At 61.3% G+C, this 13,701-nt stretch carries 15 protein-coding genes; 10 read left to right on the forward strand and 5 right to left on the reverse strand.

Annotation, left to right across the window (positions count from 1 at the left end; translation table 11 throughout):
• Positions 1 to 117 precede the first annotated feature (117 nt).
• Positions 118 to 1,320 (reverse strand): calcium-binding protein, encoded by a 1,203-nt coding sequence (locus ABIG06_RS29320; RefSeq protein WP_370139530.1) that lies wholly within the window; start codon positions 1,318 to 1,320, stop codon positions 118 to 120.
• Between the two features lie 339 nt (positions 1,321 to 1,659).
• Entirely contained in the window at positions 1,660 to 2,442 is a 783-nt protein-coding gene (locus ABIG06_RS29325; RefSeq protein ID WP_370139531.1) for a class I SAM-dependent methyltransferase, read from the reverse strand.
• A gap of 108 nt (positions 2,443 to 2,550) precedes the next feature.
• Here ABIG06_RS29325 and ABIG06_RS29330 point away from each other — a divergent pair, with 108 nt between their 5' ends.
• From ABIG06_RS29330 to ABIG06_RS29360, 7 genes are all read left to right on the forward strand, one after another.
• Positions 2,551 to 2,817 carry a DUF2312 domain-containing protein gene (locus tag ABIG06_RS29330; protein ID WP_025575662.1) on the forward strand — a complete coding sequence of 89 codons (267 nt, stop codon included), beginning with the start codon at positions 2,551 to 2,553 and terminating at the stop codon, positions 2,815 to 2,817.
• 62 nt (positions 2,818 to 2,879) lie between these two features.
• Positions 2,880 to 3,011, forward strand: a complete 132-nt coding sequence (locus ABIG06_RS29335) for a hypothetical protein (RefSeq protein ID WP_370139532.1) — start codon at positions 2,880 to 2,882, stop codon at positions 3,009 to 3,011.
• 30 nt (positions 3,012 to 3,041) lie between these two features.
• Positions 3,042 to 3,272, forward strand: coding sequence for a hypothetical protein (locus ABIG06_RS29340; RefSeq protein WP_370140936.1), 231 nt, complete (start codon positions 3,042 to 3,044; stop codon positions 3,270 to 3,272).
• A 242-nt stretch (positions 3,273 to 3,514) separates the two neighbouring features.
• Entirely contained in the window at positions 3,515 to 3,652 is a 138-nt protein-coding gene (locus ABIG06_RS29345) for a hypothetical protein (RefSeq protein WP_370139533.1), read from the forward strand.
• Between the two features lie 181 nt (positions 3,653 to 3,833).
• A complete protein-coding gene (locus ABIG06_RS29350; protein ID WP_424578456.1) occupies positions 3,834 to 4,175 on the forward strand; it encodes a flavin reductase in 342 nt (113 codons plus the stop codon).
• Positions 4,176 to 4,382: 207 nt separating this feature from the next.
• Positions 4,383 to 6,071, forward strand: coding sequence for an amidohydrolase (locus ABIG06_RS29355; RefSeq protein WP_370139535.1), 1,689 nt, complete (start codon positions 4,383 to 4,385; stop codon positions 6,069 to 6,071).
• A 27-nt stretch (positions 6,072 to 6,098) separates the two neighbouring features.
• Entirely contained in the window at positions 6,099 to 6,440 is a 342-nt protein-coding gene (locus ABIG06_RS29360) for a 5-carboxymethyl-2-hydroxymuconate Delta-isomerase (RefSeq protein WP_370139536.1), read from the forward strand.
• Positions 6,441 to 6,467: 27 nt separating this feature from the next.
• On the opposite strand, the gene ABIG06_RS29365 is transcribed toward ABIG06_RS29360, so the two are convergent.
• Genes ABIG06_RS29365 through ABIG06_RS29375 form a run of 3 tightly spaced genes read right to left on the reverse strand, consistent with a single transcriptional unit; the run spans position 6,468 to position 8,881 of the window.
• A complete protein-coding gene (locus tag ABIG06_RS29365) occupies positions 6,468 to 7,262 on the reverse strand; it encodes an IclR family transcriptional regulator domain-containing protein (protein ID WP_370139537.1) in 795 nt (264 codons plus the stop codon).
• 60 nt (positions 7,263 to 7,322) lie between these two features.
• Entirely contained in the window at positions 7,323 to 8,561 is a 1,239-nt protein-coding gene (locus tag ABIG06_RS29370) for an NAD(P)/FAD-dependent oxidoreductase (RefSeq protein WP_370139538.1), read from the reverse strand.
• The gene (locus tag ABIG06_RS29375) at positions 8,558 to 8,881 is read right to left on the reverse strand and encodes a 2Fe-2S iron-sulfur cluster-binding protein (protein WP_370139539.1); all 324 of its coding nucleotides are present in this window, start codon (positions 8,879 to 8,881) and stop codon (positions 8,558 to 8,560) included. Before ABIG06_RS29375 ends, ABIG06_RS29370 begins: the two co-directional genes overlap by 4 nt.
• A gap of 217 nt (positions 8,882 to 9,098) precedes the next feature.
• On the opposite strand from ABIG06_RS29375, the gene ABIG06_RS29380 reads away from it, so the two are divergent.
• Genes ABIG06_RS29380 through ABIG06_RS29390 form a run of 3 tightly spaced genes read left to right on the forward strand, consistent with a single transcriptional unit; the run spans position 9,099 to position 13,677 of the window.
• Positions 9,099 to 10,784, forward strand: coding sequence for an amidohydrolase (locus ABIG06_RS29380; RefSeq protein WP_424578457.1), 1,686 nt, complete (start codon positions 9,099 to 9,101; stop codon positions 10,782 to 10,784).
• Positions 10,785 to 10,841: 57 nt separating this feature from the next.
• Entirely contained in the window at positions 10,842 to 12,200 is a 1,359-nt protein-coding gene (locus ABIG06_RS29385) for a Rieske 2Fe-2S domain-containing protein (RefSeq protein WP_370139540.1), read from the forward strand.
• Positions 12,201 to 12,234: 34 nt separating this feature from the next.
• Positions 12,235 to 13,677: a glutamine synthetase family protein gene (locus ABIG06_RS29390; protein ID WP_370139541.1), complete on the forward strand. Its 1,443-nt coding sequence runs from the start codon at positions 12,235 to 12,237 to the stop codon at positions 13,675 to 13,677.
• The last annotated feature ends 24 nt before the right edge of the window (positions 13,678 to 13,701 follow it).

Below are 13,701 nucleotides of genomic sequence, written 5' to 3' on the forward strand. Positions count from 1 at the left end.
ATGGCGGTGAAGATTGCCAGCGCCGCGCGACGGGAACCCGTCATCGTGCCGTTGCAATCTCCGATGTCGCCCCCTGTGCGCCACGGGGCGACAATCGCCGCTTTTCGATTCGATTCCTCAGATGATGAAGTCGGTCGGATGCAGGCTCGCCGCCTGGACGCCGTCCAGCGTGATTGCATCATGGGCCGACAGATGGATCACGGCATCGCCGGCGGCGTTGTCGCTGATCAGGCTGGACAGCGCCGTCCAGTCGGCAAAGCCGTAGTCCTGCACGTCGATCAGATCGTGCTCCACAGCGGTGCTGCCGACGGCCTTGTTGCCCTGATCGAAGTCGTTGATCGTGTCGTTTCCGGAGCCGGTGTTGAAGACGAAGAGGTCGCTGTTTCCCCCGCCCCACAACTGGTCGTCGCCGGCTCCGCCGTTCAGCGTGTCGATGCCGCTGGTGATCGAGCCGGGAGATGCGGGTTCATAAATCCGCGCATCGCCATACATGAAGTCCCGGCCGGCGCCGCCGTTGAGGATATCGTTGCCGCCATGGGAATGACCCGTCATGATCGGCGCGTCGCCGAACAGCGACGAGATCGCATCCGCGTACTGGCCCTCGATCTGGACGGTGAGGACATCGTCGCCGCCTTGGGCAAAATCCATCAGGGACGTCGACGAATCCCCCGACAGGGATGCGCCGGAGATGGGGCTGTCGCCGTTCAGCGTGACGGTCAGACTGTCGTTGCCGCCTTGCGCAAGGCCGCGCAGGGCACCGATGGAGTCGCCGCTGACAGTCGCCCCGCCGTCCGTGGTGAGCACGCTGACGTCGAGCGTGTCGTTGCCGCCGTGCGAGGTGTCGATCATGGAACCGCCGGCATCGCCGGCGAACAGGTTGGCGCCACCGCGCCACCCGATCGAGCCGGTAATGTCGTCATGGCCGCCCTGCGCATTGCCCGACATGTCGCCCGCGACATCGCCGAAGGCCGAGACAGTGGTGTAGACCGTGCCATAGGCATCCGCGACGATGGTGTCGTTGCCGCCCCTGGCGTCGTCGATCATCGATTGGGTATCGCCGACCACGAGACCGGTGTTCCAGCCGCCGCCGATGTCGGCAATGAGCGTGTCATTGCCGCCTTGCGAGTGACCAAGCAGCATCGTGTGGTCGTCGCCGAAAATCGTCAGTCGGGTATTGAGCTCCGTGACGGTGGCCGTCACGGTATCGTTGCCGCCCCAGACGTCCTTGGCTGCGGGAAAGCCGGGGTCTCCATAGACGGTCTCGATCTGACCAAACTGATCGAGGGCGACGTCGAAGGTGTCGTTCGGCAGATGCTGCATGGCGTAACTCCCATTTCATTGTCGGAAGCGAGCCTTACGCCTGCAGAGTTTCTTGCAAGTCGCGTTGTTGACCACGCTTCGTGGGAGAAATCTACCTTTGGTAGATGGCGGAGATTTGTAGGAATTCGGGAGAGAGTTTGATGGCGTGCATGGAACCGCGGCGGCGTTCGTCGAGACCGCCTCGGCAAGATGGCGCCTCCCGTGAAGTTTTGATGATCCATCTCCAGCGCGCAGCATAGGTACAGCGAAGAAACCCATCATTTTTGCTCGATCAGGGTGATGATGGACTTTGCTTCGCTCCACACTTCCTAGGGGCTGTCGTCCTGCTTCCTCACATCCTCAGCCCGGCTTGCGTCCGCTGATCGCGTGGGCGCGGGCGCTGCAGGTGATGCGGCCATCCGTGTCAGCGGGCAGGCGCGCCCTCACGCGCTGCATGAGCTGGGCGACATCGGCCGCCGGCATGGCCGCGATCACCGGCGCGGTGGAGGGGGCCTTCGTCTCCACGTTCCAGAACTCGTCGAAATCGCGAAACGTCCGCTGCACGGTGATCTCGCGGGTCTCGATCTGCTGCAGCCCGGCCGCGCGCCAAAGGTTCTGAAGCGCGGCAAGCGTGGACACCTCCATATGCGGTGGACGCGTCGGCGACAGCCCCATCGCGTGCATCTCATCGAGGATCGGATCGAGCGGAAATCCGCCGCCCAGCATGTCCCACATGTAGGTCGCGACGAGGCCGCCGGGACGAACGACCCGCATCAGTTCCGCGATACCTTTCGACGGATCCGGCACGAAGACGAGGACCAATGCCATCACCGCGGCATCGAAACTCGCCGTCGCAAAGGGCAGTGCCATGGCATCGCCCGTTTGAAACACGGCGCCGCGCGCGCCGGGACGCGAGCGGGCAAAGGCGAGCTGTCCCTCGGAGGGATCGATGCCCTGCAGGTCGCTGGGGGCGCAACGTGCCAGGATGAGCTCGGTGAAGGCGCCGCTGCCGCAGCCGACATCGATCCAGCGCAGCCCTTGCGCAGGCCTAAGCCAGTCGAGAAAGACCTCGCCGACCGAACGGCTCCAGACTCCCATCATCTGCTCATAGGCGGCACCGTCATCGAAGCGAAGCTCGGGCATGGAACGGCTCCCTCAGTGCTTTTCATCGGGCTATGCGTGGGAGCGAGGTTAACACATTGGTCATTTCTTTGCGGTCATTTTCACGACCTCAGTCAGCAAAGAGGCACTATGTCCGACATCACCATTCCCGGCGGCAAGATCCGTTCCTTCGTCGAGCGGATCGAGAACCTCGACAGCGAAATGCAGGAGTTGAGCGAACAGAAGAAGGAAGTCTTCGCGGAGGCCAAGGGCGAGGGCTTCGACGTGAAGATCCTCAAGGAGATCATCAAGCTGCGCAAGGAAGACAAGAACGAGCGCGACGAGCGCGAAAGCCTGCTCGACCTCTACATGCGCGCGATGGAGACGGCCTCGCCGGAGCAGGCGAAAGCGGCGTGAGACGATCGGTCTGATCGGCGAGGAGATGGCCGCGATCGGAGGATCTCGCGCTCTTTCCGCATATGAGTGTCGCCAACAAAATTGCCTACGGTCTGAAGACCCGCGGCATCGACAGCAAAGAGATTGCGCGCCGCGTCGACGAGGCTATGGCGCTGGTGAGGCTGGACGGATTCCGTGACCGCAAGCCGCGGTAGATATCGGGCGGCCAGCAGCAGCGCGTCGCACTGGCGCGCGCGCTCGTGATCAAGCCGAAGGTGCTCTTGCTCGATGAACCGTTCTCGGCGCTCGACAAGAATCTGCGCGGGTCGATGCAGGTCGAGCTGAAGCAGATCCAGCGCGAGCTCGGCGTCACCAGCGTCTTCGTCACCCCACGACCAGGGCGAGGCGCTGTCGATGTCAGGCCGTATTGCGGTGATGTCGGCGGGGCGGATACGTCAGATTGCCGCGCCTGGTGATGTCTATTGCCGTCCCGCGGATTGCTTCGTTGCATCCTTCGTCGGGAATGTGAATGTTCTCACCGGATGTCTCGTTGAGCGGCGCGGAGAGGCCGCGACTGTTTCCGTCGGCGACATGCGCCTGGAGGTTCCGGCGGCGCCGCTCGCGAAGCTTGCCATCGGTGACGATGTGGACGTCTTTCATTCGGCCGGAGCATCTGGCCGTGACGTCGGGAAGCACGCCGGGATCGTTGCGTGGAACAGTGACGACACAGGTCTTCCAGGGCGATCACATCGATCTCTACATCGAAGTCGCCGGCGTTGCGCGCGCGCCCGTCCTGCTGCGCGCGCCGGGGATCGCGGCCTTGTCGTCCTGCCCGGCCGGTGCCGAATCCGTCTGATCGTGGGGTCTGACGATGTCGTGGCATTTCCCCCCGAAGCGCGCGAGTCGTGAGGCGCGTAGCCATGGGCGGGCCGCGCCTTATACGCACGAGGCTTCCTGCTGACCATGCGATGGGCGCGGGGCGCTCAGGCAGGCACTGCGCGTCGCCTTCGCATGGCGGGCTTGGTTGGGTGATCGTGATGCGCAACAAGGCGGTGTGCGTCAATGTGCTCTCGGCGAGGCACGAGCAACTGTCCCGCCTGTTCGGCGGCAAGGTGCCTGCCGAAGAGCGGTTCGCCGCCGCGGATTGGTCGACACTCGCAACGGGTGCGCCGGTGCTGGTCGACTGTGCCGCCGCGTTCGACTGCCGGATTGCCGATATCGTCAATGTCGGCACGCATGATGTGCTGTTCTGCCGGGTCGTCGCGCTGCAAAGATCGGGCTCCACCGACAATCTGATCTATTTCGGCCGCGCCTACCACGCGATTGGAGTGATCAATCCAGCTGAAGTTGGACCCAAATCGGCTCTTGGCCGATCCTGATGGGCCGGCGGCTATCGCCAGCCGTTCCAGTGGCCTCCATGTCATGGAAAAGAATCGTCACGCGGTCGCTCAGCGCGTTCCTTACTGTGCAGGTGCAATCTGTCGTCCTGGACGAGCCCCATCTTTTTGACAATTGCGAACCGGAGTCGTAAAGACGACAAGATACGAACGAATGTTCGATAGTCGAACTAACAACAAAATGGATGGATGATGGATTTACGTGGCCATAGTGCCCGCGGCACGAACCGCAGCGAGTCCATCGGCACGCCGAACACGATTTACACCAACGGCAAGTTCCTCAGGGTTGACCCGCTGTTTGGCGTGGCGAACGCGGTCGCCGTGCGAGACGGCCGCTTCGTCGCGGTCGGCAAGATCGATGAAATATCTGCGCTCGCGGGCCCGAACACGGCCGTTATCGATTTGGGCGGTCGAACCGTCCTTCCGGGCCTGATCGATACCCATGCTCATGTCGAGCAGGCCGGATTGATCAAGTACACGGTGCAGCTGAACGACGTCACCACGGTCGAGCAGGCATTGGCCCGTATCGGGGAGCACGCTGGCAGATTGCCCAAGGGGAAATGGGTGCGCGGTGCACAATGGCACCCAGTCTCGCAATTGGCCGAAAAGCGCTTCTTGACGCGCGAGGAACTCGATCGGGCCGCTCCCCACAATCCGGTGTGCTTGCCGATTGGCCACTTCACTCTCGTCAACTCGCAGGCATTGGCCCTCGCAAAAATAACAAAGGACACGCCTGATCCGGATGGCGGGATCATCCATCGCGACAAATCCACCGGCGAGCCGAACGGTACATTGGAGGAGGCCGCGGAGGACCTTGTTCACGGCCTTCTGCCCGAATGGTCGGACGAGGATCGCGATGAGCAGATGAAGTTCGCGATGCGATACTTCAATCAATTTGGGCTGACCTCCGCAATTAGCGCGGCAGTCGATCCCGCAACCTTCCGCGCCCATCAGCGAGTCCGGCAAACAGGACATGCGTCTTTGCGCATCAGCGCCATGTACGCGCCGACGGGCGGCCTCAATCCCAGCATGACGATCGAAGAATGGGAGCTGTTCTTCTCTCGCATCGGCGCAGCTTCAGACTTCGGCGATGATTGGTTGAGCTATTCCGGCGTCAAGCTTCAGATCGACGGCGGGATGACATTGCGAACAGCCGCGATGCGGGACGGTTACCCCGACGATCGCGAATACAAGGGGACCATCGTTATCGAGCCATCCAGGTTCAATGCCCTGGTTGCAGCGGCCAATCGCTATGGCTGGCGCGTCGGTGTCCACGCCGTTGGGGACGCCGCCATCGACCGTGTCATGGACGCCTACGAGCTCGCGGATGCTGAGAGGTCGATCAAGGGAAGGCGCTTTATCGTCATCCATGGCAGCCTTATGCGGCCAGATCAAATGCTGCGTGCCAAGAAATTGGACGTGCGTGTCGACGCGCAGACCTCGTTCCTCTGGGACAAGGCGGCTGTCGTGGCGAAATTTCTCGGCAAAGATACCGCCGATAGGGCCTTCCCCATGCGAACCATGATCGACGTCATGGGCTTGAACTTGATTGGGCAAGGTACCGACTATCCGATCAACCTCCTAAATCCATTCGTCAATATGTATGTCATGGTGACCCGCCGCGACAAGAATGGCGACGTGTATGGAGAAGGAGAACGGATCAGCCGGAAGGAAGCTATCCAGCTCTACACGAGCGCAGCATCTCGATATTCGTTTTCAGAGGACAAAGTCGGATCGATAGAACCGGGCAAGTATGCCGATATGGTCGTTCTGTCCGACGATATCATGACGATTCCGGAAGAAGGCATAAAGGACATCACGGCTGTGCGGACCATCGTTGGGGGGCGAACGGTCTACGACGGTGGGGTCATCTCATGAACGCGACCTGAAAACGAGAATAGTGTCATGCCGCACCTGGTGATCGAATATTCGGAAGGAGCGCTCGCTCGCGACGACGTAGCAGGCTTGATGGAAGCGCTCTTTGAAGCCGCTTGGCGAACGGGGATCATGAAGGCGGAGGACGTCAAGGTGCGAGCGTGCGTCTACAACGATTTCCTGGTTGCCGGGAAGCGTGACAGCTTCGTGCATCTGTCGGTCTACTTGCTCGAAGGTCGGTCGCCCGACCAGAAGATCGAGCTGAGTACGAGCCTTCGACGGACGATGACTGAGCGATGCCCGGATGTGGTCAGCATAAGCGTGGATGTCCGTGACATGGACCCGGTCGCCTACAAGAAACGGCTGAAATGAGGGTGCTCGCCAGAAGGCGGCAGCTTCTCAGACGAGCAGGGGCTGCGCGGCGAGGGACATCTCTTTGAGAAGAGGCAGGAAGCGATCGATCATCTCACCGGTCGTGATGCGATCGACATGAGCCCCAATATTTGCGGCTGCGATGACTGCGCCATCGTAGCGGCGAATTGGCACCGATATCGACCGAAAGCCCTCTTCGGCTTCCTGATCGACAAGGCTGTACCCTTTGGTGCGGTCGGCAATGATTGTCGCAATCACTGCCGATTTGTCGACCAGCGTCGACTGGGTCTGAGCCGCCAGCTTCATGCCGTCGACCGTTCTCGTCAGCTCGTCGTTGGCCAATCTGCCCAGCAGAACGCGTCCCACTGACGTGCAGAAAGCCGGCAGTCGATATCCTATGTCCAGTCCCGTCGAAAATACCCGCGCCGGACTCGAACGGGCGATGAAGACGACCTCTTCGCCATCCAGGATCGCAAGGGAGCAGACCTCCTTGGCCTTGCCGGCGACCTCGTCCATCAACGGCTGCATCACGGAGCTGATTTGGTTCGACGTCAAATAGGCCGAAGCCAAAAGCAGCACCCTGGGCGTTAGCGAAAACAACCGTTCGTCGCCCACGACGAATCCGGATCTTACGAGGGTCATCAGGATCCGGCGCACCGTCGCCCGCGGAAGATTCGCGCTCTTGGACAGGTCGCTGAGGGTCATTGGACGGCGATCGATGCCAAATGACTGTATCACGCGAAGACCCCGATCCAGGGTCTCGATGAACTCGCTTCCCTCGCGCGCCTTTTCCTCTTCTTCCGTACGCTTCAGTCTGGGCATTCTATTGGGCGGTCCCTGTCGGCGGCCTCTCGAAAGTGAGAACCATCACAAATCCGCGGGCTAGGCGCTAGCCTTGTCTCCGGCTGTCACCAGGGATTTGAGGTCAAAGGAAGGATCTGCGGCTTGCTCCGGTGCAGGGGAGATCCCCGCGGCAATCAGGCGTCGGGCTGCCATTTGCTCGCCTGGCCGGTTGACGCTGTCCACCGCGACCAATCGGCCCTGGCGATAGTAGAAGACCGAGAACCTTCCGTCGTCGACCGCACCTCGGACCGCCTGCCGATCATACTGTCCGGCCAGCCCGACAATCTGCAGCTTGACGTCGTATTGGTCGGACCAGAACCTCGGCACACTCTCATAGGGCGCTCGAGTCCCGGCGATCGCAAGTCCAGCGGCCTTCGCTTGATCCTGGGCGTTTTGCACCGATTCCAATCTGACCCAGCTTTCGCAAAAGCGGTTGAAGTGGTTGGCGCAGTCACCGGCCGCGAAGATGTCCGATGTTTCGGATTGTCCGTGCTCGTCAACAACGATTCCATTCGTGCATCTAAGCCCAGCCGAGCGCGCGATCTCGTCATTGGCGACACCACCAATCCCCACCAGCACCAGGTCGGCGCGGACACTGGCACCGTTGCCCAGCACGACAGCGGAAACTTTTCGATCGCTTCCTTTGAAGGACGTAATCGTTTCGTTGAGCATCACGTCGACGCCAGCCCGCACATGCGTATCAAGAAGAAAGGCCGACAAGACCGGCGAGACCGCACGCTCAAGCAGGCGGCTGCTTGCTTCCACGACGGTGACCTTCTTGCCCAGCTTTGCCGCGGAGGCCGCAACTTCCAGCCCTATAAAGCCACCCCCGACGATGACGATCTCCGCGGCATCGGACAGACGTGGCTTCAGGTCGATCGCATCGGTCACTGAACGCAGATAGAAAATCCCATCGAAGTCCGCGCCCTCGACCGCGATGCGCCGCGCGCGCGAGCCTGTGGCGATGAGGAGTTTTTCAAACTCCAGAGCTTTGTCGTCGGCCAGAGTGACCTGTCGCGCGCGCAAATCAAGCAGCGTGGCGCGGTGCCCAAGAACGAGATCGATCTGCTTGCCTTCGAAGAAGGCCTCGTCGCGCAAGATCAGATTTTGCTCGCTGATGCGCCCGAGAAGGAAGTCCTTGGATAGCGGCGGCCTCTGATACGGCAACCACTCTTCGTCGCACACAATGGTGATGGGCTGAGAATAGCCGGCGTCACGAGCAGTGAGAGCGGCTTGAACCCCGGCATATGAGGCGCCGATGATGACCAGTCCCGTCATGACTGCCTCGCCGGCACATGGACCACCAGCTCGTCGAGAGGGGGCAGCACCTTCAGCTGGCAACTCAGCCGACTGTTCGGCTTTCGCTCTCCCGACACGGCGGATAGCAACTCGAGCTCTTCTTCGCCCGGCTGGGGGACAGAGCTTGCTTGTTCTTCATCGACGTAGACGTGACAGGTCGCGCAATCGAGGCTGCCGCCGCATTCGCCGTCGATACCGTGAATACCGTTGCGAACGGCCGCGAGCATCACGCTGAGGTCGCGTCCGACCTCGATGGATTTTTCGCTGCCGTCCTGCTGGACAAATCTCACTCGCGGCATCCGACCTCAATTCCTTTGAAGTTGTTCGTTAAAAGAACATAAGTTCGTTGATCGGTTACAACAATTCTAGGATCCTCTCAATCTCGTTCTGGTTGGCGCGATGCGGTTGCATTGGGCAGAGATTGCGGAAATATTTTGCTTGCTAGCTCGTCACATTGGAGTCATTCTGATCTAAATCGAACCATTGTTCGACTACCGAACAAACAGAGAAGGCGCGATGAAGCTGACGACGGCGATCCTCGGAGTTGTGCTGACATCAAGCGCGGCATTTGCCCAGCAGCAGGAGCCCAACGCCCCCTCGCTGGCCTTGATCAACGGCAAGATTCTCACCATGGACGGTCAGTCAAAGGTTGCGGAAGCGCTTGCCGTTCGCGACGGAAAAATATTGGCCGTAGGAGACACCGCGACGATCAAGGCGTTGGCCGGAAATCGCACCCGCACAATCGACTTGCAGGGCAAGACTGTCATTCCCGGGCTGATCGACACGCACGCGCATTTCAGGGCCGCCGGTCTGTCCGACTACGTCGTGAGTATGAGCGGCGCCAAGACTGTTGCGGATGCCCTCGCAAGCATCAAGCAGTTCGTGGCGAAGAAGAAGCCCGGCGAGTGGATCATCGGAAGCGCCTGGCATCCCCCGTCACAACTCGCGGAAAAGCGCTACCTGACACGTCAGGAGATCGATGGCGTCGCGCCGAACAATCCGGTCTATCTGCGGACCGTTGGCCACTTCTCGATGGCCAATTCGATGGCGTTCGAGAAGGCCGGCGTAACCAAGGCCACGCCAAACCCAAGCGGCGGATCGTTTGAGCGCGACAGTGCCGGTGACCTGACCGGCGTTCTGGTCGAGACGGCGATCGATCAGGTCGAAAAAGCCGTTCCGGAGTGGACCGCGGACGACGAGTTTCGCCAATTCAAGCTCGCGGAAGGTGTGCTGAACTCGTTCGGGATCACCAGCGCCGTAGAAGGGGCCACCTCGCCCAGGGACATCGCGGCCCTGCAGCGAGTGGCGCAGGCGGGTGAAGCAACGCTACGGGTCGGCCTCATGTGGCGCCCGGAGCCCCCCGCCGAGAACGCGGCCTGGGAAGCCATCATGCGAGGCAACGGCGCCTCGTCGGGCTTTGGCGATGACTGGCTGAAGTTCGCCGGAATCAAGATCCTCTACGATGGCGGCATGACGCTCAAGACGGCGCTCATGCGCGAGGCCTATCCAGACTCGCATGATGACTACCACGGCATTGCCCAGCAATCGCCGCAACGTCTCAAGGAGCTGGTGTCCATTTGCAATCGCCACAACTGGCGCGTGGGTATCCATGCCGTCGGCGACAAGGGCATCGACCAAGTCCTTGATGCATTCGAAGCGGCCGACAAGGAAAAATCGATCAAGGATCGGCGTTTCGTCCTGATCCATGGAAGCTTGATAGTGCCCGAGCAAATGGAGCGCGCGAAGCGCCTCGGTGTCAGGGTCGACTTCCAGAACGTGTTCATGTGGGACAAGGCGGCGACCGTCGAGCGCTTCCTGGGTGCGGCGGTCGCCAATCGGGCCGTGCCCACCAGAACTCTCATCGAGAAGGTGGGGCTGAACAGCCTCGGCGCAGGCACCGACTTCCCGGTGAACACGATCAATCCCTTCATCAATATGTACATCATGGTGACCCGCAAGGATCCCGCCGGACGCGTTTATGGAGCGAACGAAGCCGTCAGCCGCGAGCAGGCGCTGCGCCTCTACACCAGCGCGGCATCGCACTACATGTTCGAGGAGAACGAGAAGGGGACGATCGAGGCGGGAAAACTGGCGGATCTGACCGCGTTGTCGGCGGACCTCATGACGGTCCCCGAGGAGCAGATCAAAGACATCAAAGCCGACCTGACGATTGTCGGCGGCAAGATCGTGTTTCAGCGTTAGTCCGCGTCCCGATAGCCGGAGGACGCATCTCGAAGCCGGAGAGAGGAGATCCAAGTCATGATGAGCCAAGAGCAGAACGACCTCATTACCCGCGTCGGACCAAAGGCGCCCGCGGGAAAGCTGATGCGGATGTATTGGCAGCCTGCTGCACTTGTCGACGAACTCGATGAGGGGCGCCCGATCAAGGCCGTCAAGCTTCTCGGTGAGAACTTCGTTCTGTTCAGGGACGAAACGGGGCGCTATGGCCTGCTCGATCGCGACTGCCCGCATCGGGGCGCCGACCTTGCCTTCGGCCGGCTCGAGAACGGTGGTCTGCGCTGCGCCTTCCACGGGTGGCTGTTTGATGCCACGGGACAGTGTCTCGAGACGCCCGCCGAGCCCGCAAACTCCTCGCTCTGCAAGAACATCAAGCAGCGGTCCTATCCCGTCCTGGAGAAGGGGGGAATCCTGTGGGCGTATTTGGGTGAAGGCGAGCCGCCGGCGTTTCCGGAGATCGACTGCTTCGCCGCGCCGGGCGAATACACCTTCGCCTTCAAGGGCCTGATCGAATGCAATTGGCTGCAGGCCCTGGAAGTCGGCATCGACCCGGCTCACGCCTCGTTCCTTCACCGGTTCTTCGAGGATGAGGATGTATCGGCGGCTTACGGCAAGCAGTTCCGCGGTGCGTCGGCCGACTCGGAGATGCCCATGACGAAGGTCCTGCGCGAATACGACCGGCCGATCATCAACGTCGAGCACACTGAATACGGCCTGCGGCTCATCGCCTTGCGAGAAATCGACGAGCAGCGCACCCACGTTCGCGTCACCAACCAGCTATTCCCGCATGCGTTCGTCATTCCGATGAGCACGGAGATGACGATTACCCAGTGGCATGTGCCCGTCGACGACGAGAATTGCTATTGGTATGCGATTTTCACCAGCTACGCCGCGCCCGTCGACAAGGCGAAAATGCGCGCCCAGCGCCTCGAGCTTTACGAATTGCCGGAATACCGCTCGCGGAAGAACAAGTCGAACGACTACGGCTTCGACCCGCACGAGCAGGCGACCGAGACTTACACCGGCATGGGCGCGGACATCAACGTCCATGACCAGTGGGCCGTCGAGTCGATGGGCGCCATTCAGGACCGGACGCGTGAGCATCTCGGGCAATCCGACAAGGCGATCATTCAGTACCGCCGGCTGCTTCGCCAGGAGATCGAGAAGGTGGCCTCCGGGGGCAAGCCGCTGTTGTTCCTCGACGCTGCCAGCGCGCGCAGCATCCAGGGGCCGGCCACAATGGACGGCATCGGTCCGACGAAGGGCTGGGAAACCTACTGGATGGAAGTGGACGTCAAGCGCCGTCGGGGCGCTCCCTGGGCCGCGCCGGTGCCCGCCGAGCTCGCCAAGAAGGTGCCTCACCTGACCGCCGCCGAATGACCCAGGCCGGCCCAGCTCAGCAAAGGAGATGTCGTTGAGTTTCGTCGAAAAGCACGGCCTCTGGTCGGCCGAACAGAAGGAGGCTGCCATCCGCATGCGGCGGATGGCTGAGGAGCAGGAGCTGCATACGATCCGGCTCTCCTTCCCGGACCAGCACGGCATCTTGCGCGGCAAGGCGCTGGTCGCTTCCGAGGCGCTCTCGTCGATCGAGAGCGGCTGCTCGATAACGACGACGTTGCTCGCGAAGGACACCTCTCACCGCACGGTGTTTCCCGTCTTCACCGCCGGTGGCGGCTTTGGGATGAACGAGATGCAGGGGGGAGGCGACGTCATGATGGTCGCCGATCCCACCACCTTCAAGGTTCTCCCCTGGGCACCAAAAACCGGGTGGGTGCTTTGCGACCTCTACTTCTCCGACGGACGACCCGTGCCCTTCGCCTCCAGGGGCCTGTACCAATCCGTGCTGGGGCAGCTCAAAGACCGGGGCTATGATTTCAAAGCGGGCCTCGAGATCGAATGCCACATCTTCAAAGTCGAGAATGCCCGACTAGCGCCCTGGGACGCCGGCAGTCCCGGCCAACCGGGTGAGCCTCCGGAGGTCAGCCTGCTTTCGCAGGGCTATCAGTACCTGACGGAGCAACGTTACGACCAGATGGAGCCTGCGCTCGAGCTGATCAGGCAAAACATCGTGGCGCTGGGCTTGCCGCTTCGGTCGATCGAGGTGGAGTACGGGCCGAGCCAGTGCGAGTTCGTGTTTCAGCCCACCGTCGGCATCGAGCCGGCGGACACCATGGTGCTGTTTCGTACGGCAGTGAAGCAGATCTGCAACCGCCACGGCTATCACGCGACCTTCATGTGCCGGCCGCGGATACCGAACGTGATGTCATCGGGGTGGCATCTTCACCAATCGCTGGTCTCGCGAACAGACGGCGTCAACGCGTTCATGACGAGCGAACCGGCCGGTCTGTCGAAACTTGGCAAGCACTATATGGCCGGGTTGCTGGAGCATGCCAGGGCATCCGCGGTCTTCTCGACGCCGACGATCAATGGCTACAAGCGCTACCGTTCCTATTCGCTGGCTCCGGATCGGGCGATCTGGGGACGCGACAACAGGGGCGTCATGATCCGCGTCCTGGGCGGTCCCGACGACAAAGCCACCCGGCTCGAAAACAGGATCGGCGAGCCGGCCGCAAACCCCTATCTGTACATGGCGTCGCAGATTCTGGCCGGCCTCAACGGCATTGATCGCCAGCTCGATCCCGGTCCCTCGGCGGACACTCCCTACGAGACCAAGGCGAACCTCCTGCCGACCTCCTTGCGCGAGGCGGTGTTTGCGTTGCGCGATGACCCCTTCTTCCGCGAGGCTCTGGGAGAGAAATTCGTCGACTACTACGTTTTCATCAAGAACGCGGAAATCGAGCGCTTCCAATCCACGGTCACCGAGTGGGAGCAGCGAGAATATTTTGAAATGTTCTGAAACAACATCACTGAAGCGGAGAGA

It is taken from the genome of Bradyrhizobium sp. USDA 326 (genome assembly GCF_049739485.1).
Classification (GTDB): domain Bacteria; phylum Pseudomonadota; class Alphaproteobacteria; order Rhizobiales; family Xanthobacteraceae; genus Bradyrhizobium.

What these genes read in the sequence shown, in the direction of transcription:
- ABIG06_RS29335 (WP_370139532.1), top strand. Translation starts at nt 2,880, where the DNA reads ATGAGTGTCGCCAACAAAATTGCCTACGGTCTGAAGACCCGCGGCATC.
- ABIG06_RS29380 (WP_424578457.1), top strand. Translation starts at nt 9,099, where the DNA reads ATGAAGCTGACGACGGCGATCCTCGGAGTTGTGCTGACATCAAGCGCG.
- ABIG06_RS29365 (WP_370139537.1), bottom strand. Translation starts at nt 7,262, where the DNA reads ATGCCCAGACTGAAGCGTACGGAAGAAGAGGAAAAGGCGCGCGAGGGA.
- ABIG06_RS29375 (WP_370139539.1), bottom strand. Translation starts at nt 8,881, where the DNA reads ATGCCGCGAGTGAGATTTGTCCAGCAGGACGGCAGCGAAAAATCCATC.
- ABIG06_RS29325 (WP_370139531.1), bottom strand. Translation starts at nt 2,442, where the DNA reads ATGCCCGAGCTTCGCTTCGATGACGGTGCCGCCTATGAGCAGATGATG.
- ABIG06_RS29385 (WP_370139540.1), top strand. Translation starts at nt 10,842, where the DNA reads ATGATGAGCCAAGAGCAGAACGACCTCATTACCCGCGTCGGACCAAAG.
- ABIG06_RS29350 (WP_424578456.1), top strand. Translation starts at nt 3,834, where the DNA reads ATGCGCAACAAGGCGGTGTGCGTCAATGTGCTCTCGGCGAGGCACGAG.
- ABIG06_RS29320 (WP_370139530.1), bottom strand. Translation starts at nt 1,320, where the DNA reads ATGCAGCATCTGCCGAACGACACCTTCGACGTCGCCCTCGATCAGTTT.
- ABIG06_RS29360 (WP_370139536.1), top strand. Translation starts at nt 6,099, where the DNA reads ATGCCGCACCTGGTGATCGAATATTCGGAAGGAGCGCTCGCTCGCGAC.
- ABIG06_RS29370 (WP_370139538.1), bottom strand. Translation starts at nt 8,561, where the DNA reads ATGACGGGACTGGTCATCATCGGCGCCTCATATGCCGGGGTTCAAGCC.
- ABIG06_RS29330 (WP_025575662.1), top strand. Translation starts at nt 2,551, where the DNA reads ATGTCCGACATCACCATTCCCGGCGGCAAGATCCGTTCCTTCGTCGAG.
- ABIG06_RS29355 (WP_370139535.1), top strand. Translation starts at nt 4,383, where the DNA reads ATGATGGATTTACGTGGCCATAGTGCCCGCGGCACGAACCGCAGCGAG.